This window comes from Streptomyces sp. NRRL F-6676 (assembly GCF_000725625.1).
Classification (GTDB): domain Bacteria; phylum Actinomycetota; class Actinomycetes; order Streptomycetales; family Streptomycetaceae; genus Streptomyces.
The window spans coordinates 241,721-261,698 of sequence record NZ_JOHS01000007.1; the positions used below are offsets into that span (position 1 = coordinate 241,721).

Annotated in this window: 19 protein-coding genes and 1 pseudogene; 13 read left to right on the forward strand and 7 right to left on the reverse strand. The window is 73.7% G+C overall.

The genetic code is table 11. From position 1 onward, the window contains the following. Nucleotides 1–234: 234 nt before the first annotated feature. The 3 genes from IO29_RS06465 to IO29_RS06475 all read left to right on the forward strand — a co-directional run bounded on the left by IO29_RS06465 (nucleotide 235) and on the right by IO29_RS06475 (nucleotide 3,481). The gene (locus tag IO29_RS06465) at nucleotides 235–837 is read left to right on the forward strand and encodes a helix-turn-helix domain-containing protein (RefSeq protein WP_051707340.1); all 603 of its coding nucleotides are present in this window, start codon (nucleotides 235–237) and stop codon (nucleotides 835–837) included. A gap of 179 nt (nucleotides 838–1,016) precedes the next feature. Next, entirely contained in the window at nucleotides 1,017–1,910 is an 894-nt protein-coding gene (locus IO29_RS06470; protein ID WP_030382019.1) for a class I SAM-dependent methyltransferase, read from the forward strand. A 173-nt stretch (nucleotides 1,911–2,083) separates the two neighbouring features. Next, nucleotides 2,084–3,481: an erythromycin esterase family protein gene (locus IO29_RS06475; protein ID WP_030382020.1), complete on the forward strand. Its 1,398-nt coding sequence runs from the start codon at nucleotides 2,084–2,086 to the stop codon at nucleotides 3,479–3,481. Nucleotides 3,482–3,771: 290 nt separating this feature from the next. On the opposite strand, the pseudogene IO29_RS06480 reads toward IO29_RS06475, so the two are convergent. Continuing rightward, a pseudogene (locus IO29_RS06480) lies at nucleotides 3,772–4,407 on the reverse strand (trimeric intracellular cation channel family protein); the annotation flags it as partial. A gap of 286 nt (nucleotides 4,408–4,693) precedes the next feature. Then, complete coding sequence (locus IO29_RS06485) at nucleotides 4,694–5,584, reverse strand: GntR family transcriptional regulator (protein WP_234316380.1); 891 nt, start codon at nucleotides 5,582–5,584, stop codon at nucleotides 4,694–4,696. Nucleotides 5,585–5,741: 157 nt separating this feature from the next. On the opposite strand from IO29_RS06485, the gene IO29_RS06490 reads away from it, so the two are divergent. From IO29_RS06490 to IO29_RS06510, 5 genes are read left to right on the forward strand one after another with little or no spacing between them, the layout of a single operon-like run. Continuing rightward, nucleotides 5,742–7,055, forward strand: a complete 1,314-nt coding sequence (locus IO29_RS06490; RefSeq protein ID WP_030382023.1) for a D-tagatose-bisphosphate aldolase, class II, non-catalytic subunit — start codon at nucleotides 5,742–5,744, stop codon at nucleotides 7,053–7,055. Next, nucleotides 7,052–8,224 (forward strand): SIS domain-containing protein, encoded by a 1,173-nt coding sequence (locus IO29_RS06495; RefSeq protein ID WP_030382024.1) that lies wholly within the window; start codon nucleotides 7,052–7,054, stop codon nucleotides 8,222–8,224. Before IO29_RS06490 ends, IO29_RS06495 begins: the two co-directional genes overlap by 4 nt. Nucleotides 8,225–8,278: 54 nt before the next feature. Then, nucleotides 8,279–9,289, forward strand: coding sequence for an N-acetylglucosamine kinase (locus tag IO29_RS06500; protein ID WP_030382025.1), 1,011 nt, complete (start codon nucleotides 8,279–8,281; stop codon nucleotides 9,287–9,289). Further along, nucleotides 9,276–10,232, forward strand: coding sequence for a DMT family transporter (locus IO29_RS06505; RefSeq protein ID WP_030382026.1), 957 nt, complete (start codon nucleotides 9,276–9,278; stop codon nucleotides 10,230–10,232). Before IO29_RS06500 ends, IO29_RS06505 begins: the two co-directional genes overlap by 14 nt. A gap of 52 nt (nucleotides 10,233–10,284) precedes the next feature. Beyond that, nucleotides 10,285–11,139, forward strand: coding sequence for a class II fructose-bisphosphate aldolase (locus IO29_RS06510; RefSeq protein ID WP_030382027.1), 855 nt, complete (start codon nucleotides 10,285–10,287; stop codon nucleotides 11,137–11,139). Between the two features lie 72 nt (nucleotides 11,140–11,211). Here IO29_RS06510 and IO29_RS06515 read toward each other — a convergent pair whose 3' ends face one another. Beyond that, the gene (locus IO29_RS06515; RefSeq protein ID WP_030382028.1) at nucleotides 11,212–11,811 is read right to left on the reverse strand and encodes a short chain dehydrogenase; all 600 of its coding nucleotides are present in this window, start codon (nucleotides 11,809–11,811) and stop codon (nucleotides 11,212–11,214) included. 134 nt (nucleotides 11,812–11,945) lie between these two features. Between IO29_RS06515 and IO29_RS06520 the strand changes: the two genes are divergently transcribed. Together IO29_RS06520 and IO29_RS06525 are read left to right on the forward strand one after the other, a co-directional pair. Further along, nucleotides 11,946–12,872, forward strand: coding sequence for a LysR family transcriptional regulator (locus tag IO29_RS06520; RefSeq protein ID WP_030382029.1), 927 nt, complete (start codon nucleotides 11,946–11,948; stop codon nucleotides 12,870–12,872). 65 nt (nucleotides 12,873–12,937) lie between these two features. Then, complete coding sequence (locus tag IO29_RS06525; protein WP_030382030.1) at nucleotides 12,938–13,654, forward strand: NADPH-dependent F420 reductase; 717 nt, start codon at nucleotides 12,938–12,940, stop codon at nucleotides 13,652–13,654. 10 nt (nucleotides 13,655–13,664) lie between these two features. Here IO29_RS06525 and IO29_RS06530 read toward each other — a convergent pair whose 3' ends face one another. Together IO29_RS06530 and IO29_RS06535 are read right to left on the reverse strand one after the other, a co-directional pair. Continuing rightward, nucleotides 13,665–15,197, reverse strand: a complete 1,533-nt coding sequence (locus IO29_RS06530; RefSeq protein ID WP_234307632.1) for an MFS transporter — start codon at nucleotides 15,195–15,197, stop codon at nucleotides 13,665–13,667. A gap of 13 nt (nucleotides 15,198–15,210) precedes the next feature. After that, a complete protein-coding gene (locus IO29_RS06535) occupies nucleotides 15,211–16,107 on the reverse strand; it encodes an SDR family oxidoreductase (RefSeq protein WP_030382032.1) in 897 nt (298 codons plus the stop codon). Nucleotides 16,108–16,233: 126 nt separating this feature from the next. Here IO29_RS06535 and IO29_RS06540 point away from each other — a divergent pair, with 126 nt between their 5' ends. Beyond that, nucleotides 16,234–16,878, forward strand: a complete 645-nt coding sequence (locus tag IO29_RS06540; protein WP_267881968.1) for a TetR/AcrR family transcriptional regulator — start codon at nucleotides 16,234–16,236, stop codon at nucleotides 16,876–16,878. Between the two features lie 26 nt (nucleotides 16,879–16,904). Beyond that, nucleotides 16,905–17,300 carry an AQJ64_40280 family protein gene (locus tag IO29_RS06545; protein WP_033224592.1) on the forward strand — a complete coding sequence of 132 codons (396 nt, stop codon included), beginning with the start codon at nucleotides 16,905–16,907 and terminating at the stop codon, nucleotides 17,298–17,300. Here the strand turns inward: IO29_RS06545 and IO29_RS06550 are convergent. Further along, on the reverse strand, nucleotides 17,288–17,803 hold the full coding sequence (locus tag IO29_RS06550) for a DUF6924 domain-containing protein (RefSeq protein ID WP_030382035.1): 516 nt from the start codon (nucleotides 17,801–17,803) through the stop codon (nucleotides 17,288–17,290). The genes IO29_RS06545 and IO29_RS06550 overlap by 13 nt on opposite strands. A 247-nt stretch (nucleotides 17,804–18,050) precedes the next feature. Here IO29_RS06550 and IO29_RS06555 point away from each other — a divergent pair, with 247 nt between their 5' ends. Then, nucleotides 18,051–18,821 carry a polysaccharide deacetylase family protein gene (locus IO29_RS06555; RefSeq protein ID WP_030382036.1) on the forward strand — a complete coding sequence of 257 codons (771 nt, stop codon included), beginning with the start codon at nucleotides 18,051–18,053 and terminating at the stop codon, nucleotides 18,819–18,821. Nucleotides 18,822–18,894: 73 nt separating this feature from the next. Here IO29_RS06555 and IO29_RS06560 read toward each other — a convergent pair whose 3' ends face one another. Beyond that, nucleotides 18,895–19,890 carry an aldo/keto reductase gene (locus IO29_RS06560; protein WP_030382037.1) on the reverse strand — a complete coding sequence of 332 codons (996 nt, stop codon included), beginning with the start codon at nucleotides 19,888–19,890 and terminating at the stop codon, nucleotides 18,895–18,897. Nucleotides 19,891–19,978 lie beyond the last annotated feature (88 nt).

Below are 19,978 nucleotides of genomic sequence, written 5' to 3' on the forward strand. Positions count from 1 at the left end.
GCTGCCGCGCCGCCACGCCGCTCGCGGGCCACACACTCCGGGAGCGGCGTGCGGCAGTCGGGCAGCAGGCACCGCAGCCGTTTCATGGGCGCGCTGAAGGCGGGCAGGCGCAGCGAGGTCTGGCGACGGTTCCCGAACGTGGCCGGCAGGACCAGGGGACGGACGAAGGAGCCGCATCGCATGGCCGAGGGCGGCCGCGCGCACGCGTTGCCGGTACGGCATACGATGCTGCTCATGACGCAAGACCAGGACAGTGACGGCGATCTGGACAGTCTGGTGCGCAAGCGCATCCGTGCCCTGCGCCTGGCCCAGGGGTGGTCCCTGGAGGAGCTGGCCGCCCGGGCCAGGCTCAGCCAGTCCACGCTCAGCCGGATCGAGACCGGACGGCGGCGGCTGGCCCTGGACCAGCTCGTCACCCTCGCCCGCGCGCTGGACACCTCCCTCGACCAGCTGGTCGAGACCGCCGTCGACGACGTCGTCTCCCACCCGGCGATCGACGCGGCCCGCGGGCAGCTGAGCTGGCCGCTGAAGGCGCAGCCCGGCGTGACCGTCGTACGGCAGCGCATGACCAACCCCCCGCCCGACAATCCCTCCCGGATGCGGGCCCACCCGGGCCACGAATGGCTCGTCGTGCTGTCCGGCACCGCGACCCTGCTGCTGGGCAACCGGCGGCTGCGGATCGAGACCAACCAGGCGGCGGAGTTCCCCACGATGCTGCCGCACGCGATCGGGGCGGAGGGCGGACCCTGCGAGGTCCTGGGCATCTTCGACCGCGACGCCCGCCGCGGCCACCGGCGCGGCGAGGGCACCGACCGGCCCACGCGCCCGTCGTCCTGACCGCTCCTCGCCGGGCGCGCCCTGCCCGGCCTCTCCTGGCCGCCGCCCGTGACCTACCGCTTCCTGCCGACCGCCTCTCGCCGCCCGCTTCTTGCGCGTCCGGCAGCACGGCCCGCCTCTTCCTTGCCCAGGCGGGGAACGGCCGGACCGTACGCGGCCGGGCCGCTTAGCGTGGCGGTATGAACCACCCTTCCCCGCACGCGACACACCACCACGCCGACCGCCACGAGCACGAGCACACGCACGACTCCGACGACCAGTCGGAGCTGCTCGACCTGGACGCGGAGGTGCTCGCCGGCCACCTCGCCTCCCTCATCGACTGGCTGCCCGTCAAAAGCGGCCCCCGCCGCATCGTCGATCTCGGCTGCGGCACCGGCGCCGGCACCTTCGCCCTGCTCGGCCGCTTCCCACAGGCGGAGGTGACGGCCGTCGACACCTCGGCCGCCCATCTGCACCGGCTGCGGGAGAAGGCGGCCGCGGCGGGCGTCGCCGACCGGGTCCGCGCCGTCACGGCCGACCTCGACGCCGCCGACTGGCCCGACCTGGGCACTCCCGACCTGGTGTGGGCGTCGGCCTCCCTGCACCACATGGCCGATCCGGAGCGTACGCTGCGCCGGGTGCACGCCCTGCTGGCCCCGGGCGGGCTGCTGGCGGCCGTCGAACTGGCGGGTTTCCCACGGTTCCTGCCCGCCGACGCCCCCGAGGCGGCCCCGGGCCTGGAGGACCGCTGCCATGCCGTGCTCGACCGCCACCACGCCGCACACCTGCCCCACCGCAACGCCGACTGGGCGACCCTGCTGGCGGGCGCCGGGTTCACCGTCGAGGACGAACGCACCCTCGCCGTCGACCTGAGGCCGGGCACGGACCTCCCGGCCGGCGACGACGCGGTCGCCCGTTACGCGCTGGGCAGTCTGCGCCGGATCCGCGACGGTGTCGCCCCCGAACTGACGCCGCGGGACCTGGCCGCGCTGGACGAACTGCTCGCCCCGGACGGCCCGCAGGCCCTGCTGCGCCGGAACGACCTCGGGGTGCGCACCACGCGCACGGCCTGGGCGGCCCGCCGCGCCGCCTGAGCCGCCTGAGCCGCCTGAGCCGCCACCAGGGTGACGAACCGACCGCGGCACAGGACGTGTCGGGGAACGCCGACGCTACGGCGTTCCCCCCGCTCCTGGTAGTGCCCGCTGTACCCCGAGGTGGGCAGTGCGTGGGTTGGTGGGCGCGGGGGCGCGCGCGGGAGTCTGAGGCCATGACACGACGCACGGCCATCCTCATTCCCTCGGCACTCCTCACCCTCGCCACCCTCGCCCCGGCCACACCGGCCCTTGCGGACACGGTGACCCACTCCCCGGCGCGGGTCTCGGTGGCGGACACGGCCGGCTCCGGCCGGGCCGCCGACCCGGTGGTGCGGGGCATCGAGCGCAGCGCCCGCACCCTGCGCACCACCGACCCCGAGGACAGTCTGCGGGACCTGCGCGCGCTGAGCCCCATGATCGGGAACGCCGAGGTGGTGGGGCTCGGCGAGGCCACCCACGGCTCCGGCGACTTCTTCCGCATGAAGCACCGGGTGCTGCGCTACCTCGTCCAGGAGAAGGGCTTCCGCGCCTTCACCCTGGAACTGCCCTGGAGCAGCGGGCTGCGCCTCGACGACTACGTGGTGCACGGCAAGGGCAACCTGGAGGACATCGCGCACGACGAGTTCCAGGGCTCGTACGACCTCTGGAACAACCAGGAGTACCGCGACCTCATCGAGTGGATCAGGGACTACAACGTCCACCACCCGCACGACCCGGTGCACTTCGTGGGCGACGACATGGGGTACGCGGGTCCCGAGCTGTACGACCGGATCACCGACTACGTGGCCGACGCGCACCCGGAGCTGCTGGACCGGGTCACGTCCCTCTACGCGGGCCTGAAGCCCACGACCGACGCCGCGACGTACGGCGAGCAGTACCTCGAACTGTCCCTGGCCGAGCGCAAGGACCGGGCCGAGCGCACCGGGAAGGTGCTCGACCTGCTGGCGAAGCAGCGCCCGGGGCGCGGCGCGGACGCCCGCGCCCAGCTGTGGGCGGTGCAGAACGCCCGGGCCGTGCACCAGATGGCCGAGGTCTTCTCCTTCGACATGAACGACGACGCCCAGGTCGTGGAGATGATGAAGTACCGCGACCGGACGATGGCCGAGAACACGCTGTGGTGGCACCGGCACACCGGCGACCGGATCATGCTGTCGGCGCACAACACGCATGTGTCCTACGACTCGTTCGACCCGCGCTATCCCAAGACCGAGGGCGCGTTCCTGCGCGACGCGCTGGGCACGGGCTACGTCAGCATCGGTTTCACCTTCTACGAGGGCAGCTTCAAGGCGTTCGGCACGGACGACGGCGTGGTACGCACCCGCACGGTCGGCGGCGCGCGGCCGGGTTCGAACGAGTACACCCTGGACGAGGCCCGCCAGCGCGACTACATCCTCGACACGCGCACCGCCCCGCCCGCCGTGCGCGCCTGGCTGGACCAGCGGCACACCACCTACAACATCGGCGCGGGCTGGCCCGACACTTACCAGTACCAGATGGCGCTCGGTGAGGCGCACGACGTCCTCATCCACCTCCACGAGATCCACGCCACCACGTATCTCGGCGCTTCCTGACGCACGGCGGGTGCGGCCCGGGCGGCGCGGCCCCGTCAGAGCGGGCGGGGCTCGTTGCCCGCTTCGTCCTCGTGTCCGGGGTGCGGAAGCGCGGGGCTCCGCCAGCCGAGCCGCGGGTCCGGCGCGGGCCGGCCGGCGCCGCCGGCGAGGTCCCGGATCTGGATCCGGACCGTGTGCGCCTCATGGAGGTTCAGCCGCACGGTGTCGGCGTCGGGCGGTGCGGGCGCCGCCGGCCGCAGGGGCTCCACGGCCTCCTGGTGCCGCATCCCCGAGAAGGGGTTGCGCCAGAAGTGCGAGCGCGGGCTGCGCCAGCCGTAGCGCAGGGCGAGCAGCCGCAGGGAGATCGCGAACACCGACGCGCCCACGGCCGTACCGACATCGAGCAGTCCCGCGAGGTGGAGGACGGCGGTCGAGCCCGCTCCCACGAGGGCGGGCAGTGCGTACAGGTCACGGTCCCAGCGCAGCAGGGACGGCACCTCCATGGCGAGGACACTGGCCAGTACGCCGCCGCCGACGGCGCTCGCGGCACCGAGGGTGACGGCGGCGGGGAGGTTGAAGCCATGGACGAGTGCCTTGATGGTGCCGGTGACGCTGAACAGTCCGAGGGCGCCGGCGTCGGACACGTCGAAGATGATGCTCTTGCTCACCAGGAGATCGTCGTAGAGCCGGTGGCCGAAGTAGACGACGGCGGCTGCCACGAAGGGGGTGAAGTAGTAGCCGAGGTCGGTGAAGGCGGCCGGCGGCACCTGGAGGACGAGGTCGCGGAAGAGGCCGCCGCCCAGTCCGGCGGCCTCGCTCAGGATGACCGTGCCGAAGACGTCGAAGTCCCGTCGTACGGCGATGAACGCGCCCGACAGGGCGAAGGCGAAGATACCCAGGAGGTCCATGACGTACTGGGTCGCGCCGCTCAGTTCGTTGATCGGCATCGGGAGGGGCCTCCGGGGCGGGGTGAGCAGGTGCGAGAGGTACGGCGGACGCCCTGCCCGGGACGAGGCACCGCTGGGGCGTCCGAGACGACAGACGTCTCCTGTGGCGGTCAAGTTCCCATACCGGCGCGGGAGTTACGCACTCGTGTCAGCCCCGCGCCGCCTCGTTGGCGGCGACGGCGCGCTCCAGCAGGGCGGGGTCGGCCAGGGGGCGGGGTGGCGCGGCATGAAAACGAGACGTCGTCGAAGGCCCGGGCGAGGTGGCCGTCGTGGAGTGTCGCGGCCGTCAACTGGCCCGGCGCCCGGTGCTGTCGGCGGACCCGGCGGACCTCCCCGGGGCACCTCGGCGCCGGTGAGCGCGTCGTGGCGGGGGGGGGGGGGGGGGGGGGGGGCCGGGGGGGGGGGGGGCGGGGGGGCGGTATATGGCCGCCGTCAGCTCCAGCGGCTGGGAGTACTGGTTGAAGGCGAGCTGCGTCGCCACCAGGACCGGGGTGGCGTCCGTGATCTCCAGCAGCTCGCGCTCCACGTCCGTGGGCTGCCGTGCCTCCACCGAGTAGTCGGCGACGCGCGGCAGTTGGGGCGGGTCCGCGCGGCGCAGGGTGGCGAAGAGGGAGTCCTTGGAGAAGTCCGTCTCGGCGAGCAGCGGGCACAGCCCGAGGGGCAGCCGGTTGTGTTCCAGTACGACGACACGGTCGTCCAGGTAGCGGACGCGGCGCATCTCGAACAGGTCGGCGCCGGGGCCGATGCGCAGCCGCTCGGCCTCCCGGACGGTGGCCGGACGCACCTCCGACTCCAGGACCTCGGCGCGGATGCGGAAGCCGTGCTGTTCGGCGTAGTCGGCGAAGCCCTGCACCGTGCGGCCCCCGGCGGGGCCCGTGGCGCCCGTGGGGCGGCGCGGTGCGGACAGGACGCGGGTGATGCCCTCGGCGAGGAACCAGCCGCGGGCCGGTGCGGAGGCGATGACGTCGCGCGAGGCCAGTTCGTTGAGCGCCGCGCGCATCGTGACGCGGGAGACGCCGTAGCGGGCGGCCAGCGCGCGCTCCGAGGGGAGGCGGTCGCCGGGCCGGGCGCCGTCGCCGGAGATGTCCTCGAGGAGGCGCGCGGCGACCTGGGCGTACAGCGGGAGGGCGTCGTTGCTGAGGAGTCCCTGCGGGAGGGCGGAGTCCGAGGCGGCCATACCAGTACCGTACCAGTGAGTTGCCATACCAGATATATACCAGAGTCAGACCATTGACGACCAGTTTTCAGGCCAGTATCGTTCCAGTTGGCTTCTCCCGGGGCGATTCGGCGGCATTCGCCGGTCACGCCCGACTTGTGCGACCGTGGGGTGAATCATGAGCAGTGCCTTGGACGAACTGGTGCGGCACCAGAAGGGTGGTGACGCACGGGGGATCACATCGGTCTGCTCCGCCCATCCCCTGGTGATCGAGGCGGCGGTGCTCCAGGCGCTGGAGTCCGGGGGCGAGGTCCTGGTGGAGGCGACCTCCAACCAGGTGGACCAGTACGGCGGTTACACCGGCATGCGGCCGGACGGCTTCCGCTCCCTGGTGCTCGGCATCGCCGAGCGGCTGGGGCTGCCCGCCGACCGCGTCGTCCTCGGCGGCGACCACCTGGGCCCCAACCGGTGGCGCGCGCTGCCGCCGGAGGAGGCCATGCGGGAGGCGGAACAACTGGTCGCCTCGTACGTACGGGCCGGCTTCACCAAGATCCATCTGGATTGCAGCTTCTCCTGCGCCGGTGACCCCGCGCCGCTGAGCGACGACGTGGTCGCCGACCGGGCCGCCCGCCTGGTCGCCGTCGCGGAGGCGACGGCACGGGAGGCAGGGGCGGATGAGGCCGCCGCGCTCCGGTACGTCATCGGTACCGAGGTCCCGGTGCCGGGCGGCGCCCACGAGACGCTGGACGGGGTCCGTCCCACCACGGCGGACGCGGCCCGGCTGACGCTCAAGCGTCACCACGAGGCCTTCGCGGAGCACGGGGTGAGCGGGGTCTGGCCCCGGGTCATGGCGCTGGTCGTCCAGCCGGGCGTCGAGTTCGACCACCTGAAGGTCGTCGACTACGCCCGGGAGCGCACCGAGGAGCTGCGCACCGTGCTGGACACCGAGCCCGGCATGGTCTTCGAGGCCCACTCCACCGACTACCAGACCCCCGAGGCGCTGGCCGCGCTGGTCGAGGACCACTGGGCGGTGCTCAAGGTCGGCCCCGGCCTGACCTTCGCGCTGCGCGAGGCGCTGTACGCGCTGGCCGGCGTCGAGGAGGAACTGGTCGACGCCGCGCGCCGCTCCGGCCTCCCGGAGGTCGTCGAGCGGAGGATGCGCGCCGAACCGTCCTGGTGGGAGGGGTACTACGAGGGCGACGACCTGGAGCGGCGGCTCGCCCGGCGCTACAGCTACAGCGACCGGGTCCGCTACTACTGGCCCGACCCCGCGATAGAGGAAGCCGTGACGGCCCTCTTCGACAACCTCTCCGCCACCGGCATCCCCCTGCCCCTGCTGAGCGCCCGGCTGCCCGAGCAGTACCGGCGCGTGCGGGCCGGCCTGCTTCAGGCGAGCCCGCGGGCCCTGGCCGTCGACCGCGTCCGTGACGTCCTGCGGGACTACGACCGCGCCTGCCGCACCACCACACGCCACGACAAGGAGTACGCGTGACCACCACGACCGACACCCTCCCCTCCCGCCAGGACGGCGCCGACCACACGGTGGCCGAGATCGGGCAGCAGCCGCGGATGTGGCGCGAGGTCGGCCGGATGCTGACGGACGGCCGGCCGGCGCTGGACGCCTTCCTGGCGCCCTTCCTCGCCCGCGCGGACCTGCGGATCGTGCTGACGGGGGCCGGCACGTCGGCGTTCGCGGGGCAGCTCGTGCGCGGGGTGCTGGCCCGCCGCACCGGCCGCCGCGTCGACGCCGTGGCCACCACCGACATCGTCTCCGACCCCTGGGGCGCCTTCGGCGAGGACGTGCCCACCCTGCTGGTGTCCTTCGCGCGCTCCGGGGACAGCCCCGAGAGCGTCGCGGCGGCCGAGCTCGCCGGCCGGTGCCTCACCCGGGTCGGCCATCTGGTCATCACCTGCAACAGCGAGGGCCAGCTCGCCCGCGAGCACGCCGCGAACCCCGACTCCCACGTGCTGCACATGCCTGCCGCGTCCAACGACCGCGGCTTCGCCATGACGTCGAGCTTCACGTCCATGGTGCTGGCGTGTCTGCTCGCCTTCGGCGCCGTGGCCGGCGAGGAGGAGGTCGAGACGCTGGCGAAGGCCGCGGAGCACCTCACCACCGGCGGTCTGGACGACGGCATCGACGCCCTGGTCGCCCGCCGCCCCGAGCGGCTGGTGTACCTCGGCAGCGGTGCGCTGAAGGGGCTGGCGGAGGAGTCCGCGTTGAAGCTGCTCGAACTGACCGGCGGCGCCGTCGTCGCCTCCTCGGAGTCGGCGCTGGGCTTCCGGCACGGCCCGAAGGCGGTCCTCAACGACCGCACAGCGGTGCTCGTCTACGTCTCCAACGACCCCTACACCCGCTCCTACGACCTGGACATCCTGAGCGAACTGCGGGCCGGTCTGCCCGAGGGCACGGTCATCGCGGTGGCGGGCCGCCCGGACGGGCTGCCCGAGGACGGCACCTGGCTCGTCCCCGGCGCCGGGGCGGTCGAGGACGCCGCGCTGGCCCTGCCCGCCGTGGTGTGCGCGCAGCTCATCGCGCTGCGCTCCTCCCTCGCCCTTGGGATCCGCCCCGACAACCCGTTCCCCTCCGGCGAGGTGAACCGGGTGGTGCAGGGCGTGACCCTGCACCCGCTTCCGGAACGCGGCAGCGACCGTGCGTGACGACGACGTGCACACCGAGCCGATGCGCACACCGAGCCGATAGGAGGAACGACGATGTTTCTGGGTGTGGATGGTGGAGGCACGAAGACCGCCTTCTGCCTCGTCGACGGCGCCGGAACCGTCCGGGCCGAGGCCCTCGGCGACGGCGCCTACTACTTCGCGGAGAACGGCACGGGCGGCGTCGACCATGTCGTCCGGGTGCTGGAGAAGGGCATCGCCGCGGTCTGCGCCGAGGCCGGCATCACGACGGACGGCATCGACTACGCCTTCCTCGGCCTGCCCGGCTACGGCGAGGCCCCCCGCGACCTGCCCGCACTGGACGCCGCCCCCGGCAAGGTCCTGGGCAGCGACCGCTATGCCTGCGACAACGACATGATCTGCGGGTGGGCGGGCTCCCTGGGCGCCGTCGACGGCATCAACGTCATCAGCGGCACCGGCTCCATGGTGTACGGCGAGCGGAACGGCCAGGGGGTGCGGGTCGGCGGCTGGAGCGAGCTGTTCAGCGACGAGGGCTCGGCCTACTGGATCGCCGTCCAGGGGCTCAACGCCTTCACCAGGATGAGCGACGGCCGGCTGCCGGAGGGCCCCCTGGCCGACGTGCTCCGCACCCACCTGGAACTCACCGACGACCTCGAGGTCATCGACGTGGTCCTCAACCGCTGGCACGGGCGGCGCAGCGACATCGCCGGACTGAGCCGCAGCGTCGCCAGGGCCGCCGAGCTCGGCGACGAGGCCGCCGCCGGGATCCTCGCCGGGGCGGGCCGGGAGCTGGCCGCGCTCGTCGGCACCGCGCGGCGCCGGCTGGGCTTCGCCGCCGACGAGACGGTCCCCGTCTCCTACTCGGGCGGGGTCTTCGGCTCCGCCGCCGTCCGGGACGCCTTCACCGCCCGACTGCGGGACGGCGCCGGGGCGTACGACCTGCGCACGCCCCTGTTCACCCCGGTGGTCGGGGCCGCGCTCTACGCGGCGAAGCGGGCCGGGACCCCGCTGGACACCGCGGCACTCACCGCTCTGCGCACCGGCGCGGGCGCTCACCCCACGGAGGACAGAGATGACGTCTTCTGACCTGGCCGGCGCGACCGGCACCTCCGACAGGAGCCGGAGCTGGATCGTCTACGCCGGACTGCTGGTGCTGTTCTGGGGCGTCTGGGGGGCGACCTCCAGCCAGCCCGTCGAACGGTACGACTACCCGGACGAGATGATCTACATCATCTGGGCCTTCACGATGCTCGTCCCCGCGGGCTTCGCGCTGCGGCGTGAGCGCTTCGACCGCCGTCCGGTGGCCGCCGTGTACGGTCTGCTGGCCGGACTCACCGGCGCCGGCGGGCAGTTGCTGCTCTTCCAGGCCCTCGCGGACGGCCCGGCCTATCTGATCTTCCCGGTGGTCTCGCTCTCGCCCGTCATCACCGTCCTGATGGCCGTGGCGCTGCTGCGGGAGCGGATAGCGCGGCTCGCCGTGGTCGGCGTGATCGCCGCGACGATCGCGATCGTGCTGCTCAGCATCCCCTCCGGGGCCGGCGGGGGCGTCGACAGCGGCTCCTGGATGGTGCTCGCCGTCATCATCTGCGTGGCGTGGGGCGCCCAGGCGTTCTTCATGCGCAAGGCCGCGCTCGCGGGCGTCAACGACGCCACGACGTTCGGCTGGATGACGATCAGCGGTCTGGTGCTGGTCCCGGTGGCCTATCTGATGATGGGCAGCCTGCCGTCGGCTCCCTGGCAGGCCCCGGCGATCACGGCGGGGACCCAGGTCCTCAACGCGGTGGGCGCGCTGTTCCTCGTGATGGCGCTCAGCCGCGGCAAGGCGAGCGTGGTGGCGCCCATCACCAACGCGCTGGCACCGGTCCTGACGATCGTGCTGTCACTGATCATCTACCAGACCCTGCCCACGATATGGGGCACGATCGGCATCGTCCTCGCCCTCGCCGGTTCGACGCTCATGGTCTACACCGACGAGAAGCGCGAGGAGAGCACCGTGGCCCCCGGGGCGACGACGGGCGTGTCCGGCTAGACCGGCGCCCGCACCCCCTGCCCACCCCGTCTGCCGTCAGAGGAACACGAACATGCCCCTGGTCCCCACCGGAGAACTGGTCGCCCGGGCCGCCGCCGCCCGGCGGTGCGTCGCCGCCTTCAACGTGATCACGCTGGAGCACGCGGAGGCGATCGCGGACGGCGCACAGGCCGCCGGACGTCCGGTGATACTCCAGATCAGCGAGAACGCCGTGCGCTACCACGGCGGCCGGCTCGCGCCGCTGGCCCGTGCCACCGCCGCCGTCGCCGAGGCGAGCGAGGGGGAGGTGGCGCTCCACCTCGACCACGCCACCGACATGGAACTGGTGCGCCAGGCCGCGGACAACGGCTTCTCCTCGGTGATGTTCGACGCGGGCGCGCTCCCCCACGACCGCAACATCGCCGCCACGGCCGAGGCCGCCCGGTGGGCGCACGGGGCGGGACTGTGGCTGGAGGCCGAACTCGGCTACGTCGGCGGCAAACCGGACGCCCCCGCGAGCGCCCACGCCGCCGGGGTGCGCACGGACCCCGGCGAGGCCGCCGACTACGTGGCACGCACCGGCGTCGACGCGCTCGCGGTCGCCGTCGGCAGCAGCCACGCGATGACGGAACGCACGGCCTCCCTGGACCACGGGCTCATAGCCCGCCTGCGCGAGGCGGTGCCGGTCCCCCTGGTGCTGCACGGCTCCTCGGGCGTCCCCGACGAGGACCTCCGCGCGGCGGTGGAGGCGGGCATGGCCAAGGTCAACATCGGCACGGCCCTCAACGTGGCGTTCACCCGGGCGGTGCGCGACACCCTGGCCGCCGCCCCCGCCCTGACCGACCCCAGGAAGTACCTGGGCCCGGCCCGGGCGGAAGTGACGGAAACGGTCACCACCCTGCTGTCGGTGCTGTCCGCACCCCGATAACGGGAACCCCGGGCTCAGCCGCGACGCACCCGCACGCGTCTTTCCCCACCGCGGACCACCCGGCCCCGGCCGTCACCAGACCCGGTACGTCCGGCCGGTCTGCGCCCCCTCTATCGAGCGGACGTAGGCCGTCGCCACACGGGCGACCGGGGCCGGTTCGATGCCGGGGAAGAAGGGGCCGTAGAGCTCCAGGGACTCCTCGACGACGGTCGGGCTGACCGCGTTGATCCGCTGCGGCGGCAGTTCGAGCGCCGCGGCGCGGACGAAGGCCTCCACGGCGCCGTTCGCCGCCGCGGCGGCCGCGCTCGCGGGTACCGGCTGTTCCCCCAGGATGCCGCTGACCAGGGTGAAGGAGCCGTTCGGCGCCACGTGCCGGGCGCCCTGGCGGACCAGGTCCAGCTGGCCGAGCACCTTGCCGCGGAAGGTCGCCACGACGTCGTCGGCGGTGAGTTCGCCCAGCGGCCGGAACACCCCCTCCCCCGCCGCGACCGCCACCGCGTCCAGCGGGCCGGCCGCCGCGTACAGCCGGGTCACCGCCTCGGGGTCGGTCACGTCGGCGATCAGGTCGCCGCCGGACCGGCCGACGCCGATCACCTCGTGCCCGCGCTCCACCAGTGCCCGGCGCACCGCGCCGCCCAGCGTGCCGCCCGCGCCGATCAGAAGAATCCTCACGCTCGCTCCACCGTTTTCCATGGCCGTCGAATCCGCCTGTGTGCCCAGGGGCGTTCCCCCTGGTGTCTGCGACGCTACGGACGCCGGTACCGCGTACGGAAATGCCGTTCGGGCAGGGTCTATGCTTGGCGCGCATGGATGATGTGGAGCTTCGCCACCTCCGTGCGCTGGACGCCGTGGCCGAGGCGGGCACCGTGACCGCGGCGGCGGCCCGGCTGCACATGACCCAGCCCGCCCTGTCCCGCACCCTCGCCCAGTTGGAGACGCGCGTCGGCGTGCGGCTCGTCGACCGTTCCAGCCGGCACCTCGCCCTCACCTCCGCCGGGACCACCCTGCTGGGGCATGGGCGGGCGATCCTCGCCCGTCTCGACGCGGCGCTCGCCGACACCCGGACGGTGGTGCGACCGCTGCGGCTCGGTTACACCTGCGCGGTGCTGGGGCGGCAGACCGTGCCGCTGCTGCGCTCGTGGCGCCGTACGCACCCGCGGGTCCCGCTCGACGTGGTCCGGCAGGACAACAGCACCGCCGGGCTCGCCACCGGCGACACCGATGTGGCCGTGCTGCGCACCCGCCCCGCCGGCCCGCTGTTCCACACCGAGGCGCTCTACACGGAGGACCGCGTCGCCGCCCTCCCCGACGACCACCCGCTGGCCGACCGGGAGACGGTACTGATGGCCGAACTCACCTCACGTCCCGAAACCACCTCCCGTCCCGAACCCACCTCCCGGTCCGCCCTCGCCCAGGGCCTCCCGTCCGACCTCCCGCTCGCCCTGTGGCCCGACACCGGCACCGCCGCGCCCGAGTTGTGGCCCCCGCGGCAGCGGCCGGCCCGCACCGTCGAGGTCGGCAACGTGGACCAGTGGCTCAACCTCATCGCCACCGGCGGGGCGTTCGGCCTCGGCACGTCCGGCACCGCGCAGAGCTTCAGCCACCCGGGGGTCCGGTTCGTCCCTGTACGCGACGCCCCCGCCGCCACCGTCTATCTGGCCCGCCCGGCCCACCCCACGCATCCGCTCACGGAGGAGTTCGCCGCGGCGGTCCGGGAGACCGTGAGCGTCTGAGCACCACGGGCCGCCCGCCGCGGGCGCGCGCGGAATACCCGTGGAGCGCGGCCGGTTGGCCCGGCATGGCTACCCTGGGACTCATCGGCAGCGGACGGATCGGCAGCACCCTCGCGCGGCTCGCCGTGGCCGGTGGACTGGACGTCGTTCTCAGCAACTCGCGCGACCCCGGCACCCTGGCCGGCCCGGTCGCGGAACTCGGCCCCCGGGCCCGGGCGGCGACCCCCGCCGAGGCCGCGGCGGCGGGCGACTGGGTCGTGGTGAGCGTGCCCGTGAAGGCGTACGGGGCTCTGCCGCGCGAGCCCCTGGCGGGGAAGACCGTCCTCGACACCGGCAACTACTCGCCGCAGCGCGACGGCGGGATCGAGGCCCTGGCGGACGGCTCGGTCACCAGCGGCGAACTGCTCCAGCGTCACCTCGGCGAAGCGGCGCACGTCGTCAAGGCGTTCAACAACATCCACCACCAGCACCTCGCCGTCCTCGGCAGGCCGGCGGGCGCGCCGGACCGCAGCGCCCTCCCCCTCGCCGGCGACAGCGCCGAGGCCAAGCGGCACGCGACGGAACTGCTCGACGTCCTCGGCTACGACGCCGTCGACGCGGGACCGCTGGCGCGGGGCAGGCTGTTCGCCCCGGGCACGCCCGCGTACGGGGCCCCGTACTCGGCGGCGCCCCGTGACTCGCTCGGCTCCCTGGCGGCCGGTCCCGCCTCGGCCGGCTTCCTGTCCCTGGGAGCGGGCCCGGCCTCGGCCGCCGAGATCCGCGCACTGCTGGCCGAGGCCTGACGGGCGCACCTCAGCCGACGACTCCACGGGCGCGGCGGGTCCTGCGCGCCGCCCAGCTCAGCTCGGCGACCACCAGGGCCCCCGCGGCGAGCACCACGACCGCGGCCACCTGCAACGCCGTCTGCGCGCTCGCGGTGTAGGCGGCGACGATCGCCCGGTGCCGCCCCGGCGCGGCCGCCAGTGCCTCGGCGACACTGCCCGGCGTGTGACCGGGAGGGAAGGCACCGGGCGCCCGGCCCGGCAGCTCGTGGACGAAGCGCCCGGTGAGGACCGTGCCGATCACCGCGACACCGAGTGCGCTGCCGAACTCCCGTGTCGTCGCCTGAAGTCCGCCCGCGACACCGGCCTGTTCGCGCGGCAGCGCGCCGGCGATCGCCGCGGTGAGCGCCGGCAGCGCCAGGGTGACGCCGGTGCCCACGACGACGAGCCAGAGCGCGTAGGCGGCGTAACCGGCGTCGACGGTGGCGGCGAGCCCGAGAAGGCCGAGTCCGGTGACGGCGAACGAGGCCGCCGGCACCGTCCGGTCGCCGAACCGCGCGACGAGGGCGGGCACGTACCGGGTGCCGGCCACCATCGGAACGGTCATCGGCAGGACGGCCAGCCCGGTCCGCAGGACGGAGTACCCGCGGCCGTACTGCATCAGTGAGGCGTTGAGGAAGAAGAAGCCGAACATCCCGAAGAAGACGACCAGCATCCCCAGACAGGCGGCGCGCAGGGCCGGCACGGCGAACAGCCGCGGGTCCAGCAGGGGCTGCCGCACCCGCAGTTCACTGGCCGCCCACAGCCCGTACAGGACCAGGGAGCACCCGAAGGCACCGAGCACCACGCCACTCCCCCAGCCCTGTTCCGGCCCCTGGATGATGCCGAGCAGCAGGGCGAGGGTGGCCAGGGTCAGCAGGGCGGCGGCGCGCAGGTCCAGGTGGCGCCGGCCGCGCGGGCTGCGGGGCGCCGCCACCGCCACCCACAGCGCGCACAGCAGGGCGAGGGGTGCGACGGCCGCGAAGAGCAGCCGCCAGGACCCGGCGCCGAGGACGGCACCGCCGCCCACGTTGCCGATCATTCCGCCCAGCCCCGACATGGCGGCCCAGACCGCGATCGCGCGGGAGCGGCGGGCCGGTTCGGTCGCGTGCAGCAGCACGGCGAGCGCGTTGGGCAGGACGCAGGCGGCCCCGATGCCGGTGACGGCGCGGCCGACGAGCAGCACGCCCACACCGCCGGCGGCGGTCGAGACGACGGCCCCGGCGGCGAGGACCAGCAGGCCGCCGAGCAGCACCCCCTTGCGTCCCACCCGGTCGCCGAGGGCGCCGGCCGGGATCACGAGACACGCGAAGAGCACGACGTAGCTGTCGACGATCCACAGGAGCTGCGCCGACGAGGGGTGCAGGCTCCCGGCGGCGAGCGGGGGTATCGCGAGGTTGACCGCCGCGACGAAGCCGACGACGAGGACGGTGCACAGGCAGACGCAGGCCAGCACGTTCCGCGCCCCACCCCCCGGGGCGGCGCCGGACGGCACCGCCCCGGAGGCCGGGGACCGCGGGGACACGAGGCCCCCCGGCTCAGGCGAGGGCATAGGCACCGCCCTCGATGTCCTCGACCAGGGTCGGCCCGGTCGGGGTCCAGGACAGCGCCGCGCGGGTGAGTTCGCTGGACGCGGTCATGGTCTGCGCGAAGAAGCCGCCGACGAACCCGAAGTGCGCGCCGGCGTCCTCGGGGGCGACTCGCACGACCGGGACGCCGAGGGAGCGGCCGATGGCCTCGGCGATCGCCCTGGTGGTGACGGCCTCCTCGGCGCTGACGTGGAGCCGGGCCCCGGCGGGGGCCTTCTCCAGGCCGAGCCGGAGGAGCCGGGCGGCGTCCGAGCGGTGTACCGCCGACCAGGTCGTGGAGCCGTCGCCGATGTACCCGGAGACGCCCTGCTCGCGGGCCGCGTCCGTCAGGAACTTGACGAAGCCCCAGTCGCCCGCGCCGTGCACGCTCGGCGCGAAGCGGGCGACGACCGTGCGCACGCCCTGGCGCACGTAGTCCAGCGCGAGGTTCTCGCTGCCGCCCCGGTTGGAGCCGGGTCCCACGGCGGGCGAGACGTCCGTCTCCAGGACGGGCCGGCCCCGGTGGAGGCCGGAGAGCACCGACGCGACGACGAACGGGCGGTCGCTGCCGGCGAGTTCGCGGGCCAGGGTGTCCACCGAGTTGCGTTCGGCGCGGTCCGACCCCGCGGGGTCGGACCAGTCGTGCTTGTTGGCCAGGTGGATGACGCCGTCCGCCTCCGCCGCTCCCCGGCGCAGCGCGCCCGGGTCGTCCAGGTCGCCGCGCAGGACGCCCGCTCCCTTCCGTTCCAGTGCCCGCGCGGACCTCTCCGAGCGGGCGAGGCCGACGACCTCGTGACCGGCGGTCAGCAGGTCGTCGACGACGGCGGATCCGATCCAGCCGCTCGCTCCGGTCATGAACACACGCATGCGTGTGGCCTCCTTCTCGCCCTCTCCGGGGCGGTCGCAGCAGGGACGGCACCCCGAATCCGAGTTACGGAGCACCGTGTCCAGAAAGCTAATACGAGACACCGTGTCCATGTATAGAATTCCGGGGTGACGGAAGCAGCGAAGAAGGCCAGGGCCGGGCAGGGCGCGGACGGAACCGGCGCGAAGGAGTCCGGCACCGGCGGCCGGCCGCGCAGCGAGGAGGCGCGCCTGGCCGTGCTGCACGCCGTCGACGACCTGCTGCTGGAGGTCGGCTACGCGGGCGTGACGATGAAGGGCATCGCCGAACGGGCGCGGGTCTCGCGCCAGACCGTCTACCGGTGGTGGTCCACCAAGGCGGAGATCCTCTTCGAGGCCAGCGTCAACGACGCCGCCGAGGAACTGGCCGTCGAGCCCACGGACGACCCCGTCGAGGATCTGACGGCATATCTGGAGGCGCTGGCCCGCTTCCTCGCCCACTCGCCGGCCGGTGCGGCGTACCGGGCGCTCATCGGGGAGGCGCAGGGCGACTCGGCCGTCGCGGCGCTCCTCGCGCACAAGGACATCCTCGGCGACAGCGCCCGCGCCGTCGTCCGGCGGGTAGTGGGGAAGGGGCCCGGTGCGCTCCCGCTCGACCAGGCCACGGCGCTGCTGGTGGGGCCGACGTTCTTCTGGATCCTCAGCGGCCGCGACCCCGGCCGGCTCGTCGCACGCGAGCGGGCCGAGGCGTTCCTGCACGAGGTCCGGGCCGGGGAGATCATGGGCACGGCGTGAGACCCGGAGGGGAAACGGAGGAGCGTATGGACGCGACGGTGGAATGGGTGGACGCCCGGTGGAGGTACCCCGACGACGGGGCGCCCGTGGCGGCGGCGGTGACCGGTACCTACCCGCCCAGGGAGGACGGGGACGGCCCGGACCACCCCGAGGACTACTGGATCGTGCTGCCGATGCACTTCGAGCGGCGCCACTTCGCCGGGGACGGCACCGAGCACCACGACTGCTTCGTCGACTCCGACGGCGTCATCCGCTTCCCGTACGGCGGCCCGCCCTGCGAGGAGCCCGTCACCCACTGGGCCGCGCTGCCCACCCTGCCCGGTCTGTCCGTGCATCTGGTACTGGGCGAGGCGGCACCGGTCGTGGTCCGGGAGACCCTGGAAGCCGGCGGCGGCATGGGCGGGAACGGTCAGCCGCGCTGATTCCCCGGTCCGGGCACCCTGCCCCGGACCACCGCGAACGCGGGAGTGCCCTGCGTGTTCTGCGCGCTCCGCAACGCGGCCATGGCCTGGCGGTGACGGTCGGAGAGGCGGTAGACACCGTCGTCACCGAGGGAGCCGGAGTCGAGGTAGTCGTCGAAACCCTGGTTCTGGATCGCCAGATTGCCGAGGACGGAGGCGAACGCGTCGGGGACGGCCACGCGGAACGTGCGGCCCGGCTCCTCCTGGACGTCGATCAGGAGGAGCGTGCGCTCCTCGGCGGCGAACGTCTCGCGGTCGGCGACGACGAGCGCCGGATACCGGCTGCCGTCCGGGACCAGGGCGAGCAACTCCGGTACGGACAGGCCCTCGTGGGCCCGGTCCGCCATGACCGTGAGCCAGCTCTGCTCGATCTCCTCCAGCAGCGCCTGCCACGCCGCGTCGTCGGTGAAGTCCGTGCGCAGCAGCGGGGAGAGGTCGGTCCCGCTCAACGGTGCGGTGCTCATGTGTCCTCCGGCGTCCGGGAAGCCCCGAGTGTACACACGGCCCGCATCGCGGCCCTGCGGTCCGTGCGCGCCAAATGGCCGTCGGCGGTGTGCCGTTGGCGTTCCCTCTGCCGCGGCGCCGTGCGCGTTGTCCCCGGTTTCCCGCGGAATTGTTCTTGATCGGTAACAGCGGGATCCCCGGGGCCCGTTCTGCCGTCTGCTGGGGTGCAACGGGAACGACGAGGACAGCAGGAACGGAGCGGCGGACATGAGCAGGCAGGGTGGACGGGGTTGGCACGGCCGGGTGCTCGCGGCGGCGGTCGGGGTGACGGCGGCGGTCACGGCCACCGCGCTGTGGACCGCGGGGACCGGCTCGGCCGAGGGGCACGGCGTCGCGGCGCACCCGTCCGCCACCGCCGACAGCGCCCCGAAGAAGGTGTCGGTGGAGATCGCCCATGCCTCGGACAAGGGTGACCGCGGCGTCAACATCACCATCGACGACGGTCCCGACCCCACCTGGACGCCGCAGGTGCTGAAGGTGCTGAAGGAGAACGGGGTGAAGGCCACCTTCTGCATGGTCGGCACCCAGGCCCAGGCCCATCCGGACCTGGTGAAGGCGGTCCTGGCGGACGGGCACCGGCTGTGCGACCACACGGTGTCGCACGACACCACCATGGACAAGAAGTCCGAGGCCTACCAGTCGCAGCAGATCCTGGACGCCGAGAAGATGATCACCAAGGCGTCCGGGGGCGTACGCCCGCAGTACTACCGGGCGCCGGGCGGCGCGTTCACCCCCTACAGCCGCAACCTGGCCGCCTCCCGGGGGATGCGGCCGCTGGGCTGGAACGTCGACACCAAGGACTTCGAGCACCCCGGTACGGCCGCCATCGTCGCCACCGTCAAGCAGGAGATCTCCAACGGTCCGACGGTGCTCTTCCACGACGCGGGCGGCGACCGTTCCGAGACCGTCGAGGCGTTGCGCGAGGTCCTGCCGTGGCTCAAGCAGCAGGGGTGCAGCTTCGGGTTCCCGGTGCGCTGAGCGGGGCGCGCCCGTCGCGCACCCCCCTCGCTCACCCGTCGCGCACCCCTCACTCACCCGTCGCGCACCTGCCTCAGTTTCCCGTGCCGAGTGCGGCCATGAAGGCGGACGGGTAGCGGTCGCCGCGGGCCGCGCCCCGGGGGACCGCCCGCTCGATCGCGGCCAGGTCGTCCGCGGTGAGGTCCACCTCCAGTGCGGGCAGCGCCTCGGCCAGCCGTGGGCGGGTGCGCGCGCCGACGAGCGGCACGATGTCCTCGCCCTGGGCGGCCACCCAGGCGATGACGAGCTGGGCGACCGTGCACCCCTTCGCCTCGGCGACCGCGCGCACCGCCTCCACCAGCGCGAGGTTGTGCTCCACGTTCCCGTCCGCGAACCTCGGGCTGTGGGCGCGGAAGTCGCCCGGGCCGGCCCGGTGGCCGGCCTTCCAGTGGCCGGAGATGAGGCCCCGGCCGAGGACGCCGTACGCCGTCATGCCGATGCCCAGCTCCCGCAGCGTGGGCAGGATCTCCGCCTCCACCCCGCGGGAGAGCAGCGAGTACTCGATCTGCAGGTCGGCGACCGGATGCACGGCGTGCGCCCGGCGGATCGTGGCCGCGTCCACCTCCGAGAGGCCGAGGTGGCGCACGTAGCCGGCCTCGATCATCTCCTTGATCGCGCCGACCGTCTCCTCGATCGGCACCTTCGGGTCCAGCCGGGCCGGGCGGTAGAGGTCGATGTGGTCGGTGCCGAGCCTGGTCAGGGAGTGGGCGAGGAAGTTCTTCACCGCCTCGGGACGGCAGTCCTGCGTGCCGGGTCCGGGCATGGGGCCGCGCAGTTCGCCGAACTTCACGCTCAGCAGGTAACTGTCCCGGTCCCGGCCGCGCAGTGCCTCCGCGAGCAGCATTTCGTTGTGGCCCATGCCGTAGAAGTCGCCGGTGTCGATGAGCGTGACGCCGGCGTCCAGTGCCGCGTGCACGGTGGCGACGCTCTCCGCGCGGTCGGTCTCGCCGTACGGTCCCGACATGCCCATCGCGCCCAGGCCCAGCGCGGAGACGGCCGGGCCGGTGCTGCCCAGGGTTCGCGTCTGCATCGTGTTCTCCTCACGTCGTCGGTGCACTGTCCACTGTGGCCGTGCGCGGCGGGACGCGGGAGCGGAGCGCCCATCGTGGGAGAGCCGC

What these genes read in the sequence shown, in the direction of transcription:
- IO29_RS06465 (WP_051707340.1), top strand. Translation starts at nt 235, where the DNA reads ATGACGCAAGACCAGGACAGTGACGGCGATCTGGACAGTCTGGTGCGC.
- IO29_RS06470 (WP_030382019.1), top strand. Translation starts at nt 1,017, where the DNA reads ATGAACCACCCTTCCCCGCACGCGACACACCACCACGCCGACCGCCAC.
- IO29_RS06475 (WP_030382020.1), top strand. Translation starts at nt 2,084, where the DNA reads ATGACACGACGCACGGCCATCCTCATTCCCTCGGCACTCCTCACCCTC.
- IO29_RS06485 (WP_234316380.1), bottom strand. Translation starts at nt 5,584, where the DNA reads ATGGCCGCCTCGGACTCCGCCCTCCCGCAGGGACTCCTCAGCAACGAC.
- IO29_RS06490 (WP_030382023.1), top strand. Translation starts at nt 5,742, where the DNA reads ATGAGCAGTGCCTTGGACGAACTGGTGCGGCACCAGAAGGGTGGTGAC.
- IO29_RS06500 (WP_030382025.1), top strand. Translation starts at nt 8,279, where the DNA reads ATGTTTCTGGGTGTGGATGGTGGAGGCACGAAGACCGCCTTCTGCCTC.
- IO29_RS06505 (WP_030382026.1), top strand. Translation starts at nt 9,276, where the DNA reads ATGACGTCTTCTGACCTGGCCGGCGCGACCGGCACCTCCGACAGGAGC.
- IO29_RS06510 (WP_030382027.1), top strand. Translation starts at nt 10,285, where the DNA reads ATGCCCCTGGTCCCCACCGGAGAACTGGTCGCCCGGGCCGCCGCCGCC.
- IO29_RS06520 (WP_030382029.1), top strand. Translation starts at nt 11,946, where the DNA reads ATGGATGATGTGGAGCTTCGCCACCTCCGTGCGCTGGACGCCGTGGCC.
- IO29_RS06525 (WP_030382030.1), top strand. Translation starts at nt 12,938, where the DNA reads ATGGCTACCCTGGGACTCATCGGCAGCGGACGGATCGGCAGCACCCTC.
- IO29_RS06535 (WP_030382032.1), bottom strand. Translation starts at nt 16,107, where the DNA reads ATGCGTGTGTTCATGACCGGAGCGAGCGGCTGGATCGGATCCGCCGTC.
- IO29_RS06545 (WP_033224592.1), top strand. Translation starts at nt 16,905, where the DNA reads ATGGACGCGACGGTGGAATGGGTGGACGCCCGGTGGAGGTACCCCGAC.
- IO29_RS06550 (WP_030382035.1), bottom strand. Translation starts at nt 17,803, where the DNA reads ATGAGCACCGCACCGTTGAGCGGGACCGACCTCTCCCCGCTGCTGCGC.
- IO29_RS06555 (WP_030382036.1), top strand. Translation starts at nt 18,051, where the DNA reads ATGAGCAGGCAGGGTGGACGGGGTTGGCACGGCCGGGTGCTCGCGGCG.
- IO29_RS06560 (WP_030382037.1), bottom strand. Translation starts at nt 19,890, where the DNA reads ATGCAGACGCGAACCCTGGGCAGCACCGGCCCGGCCGTCTCCGCGCTG.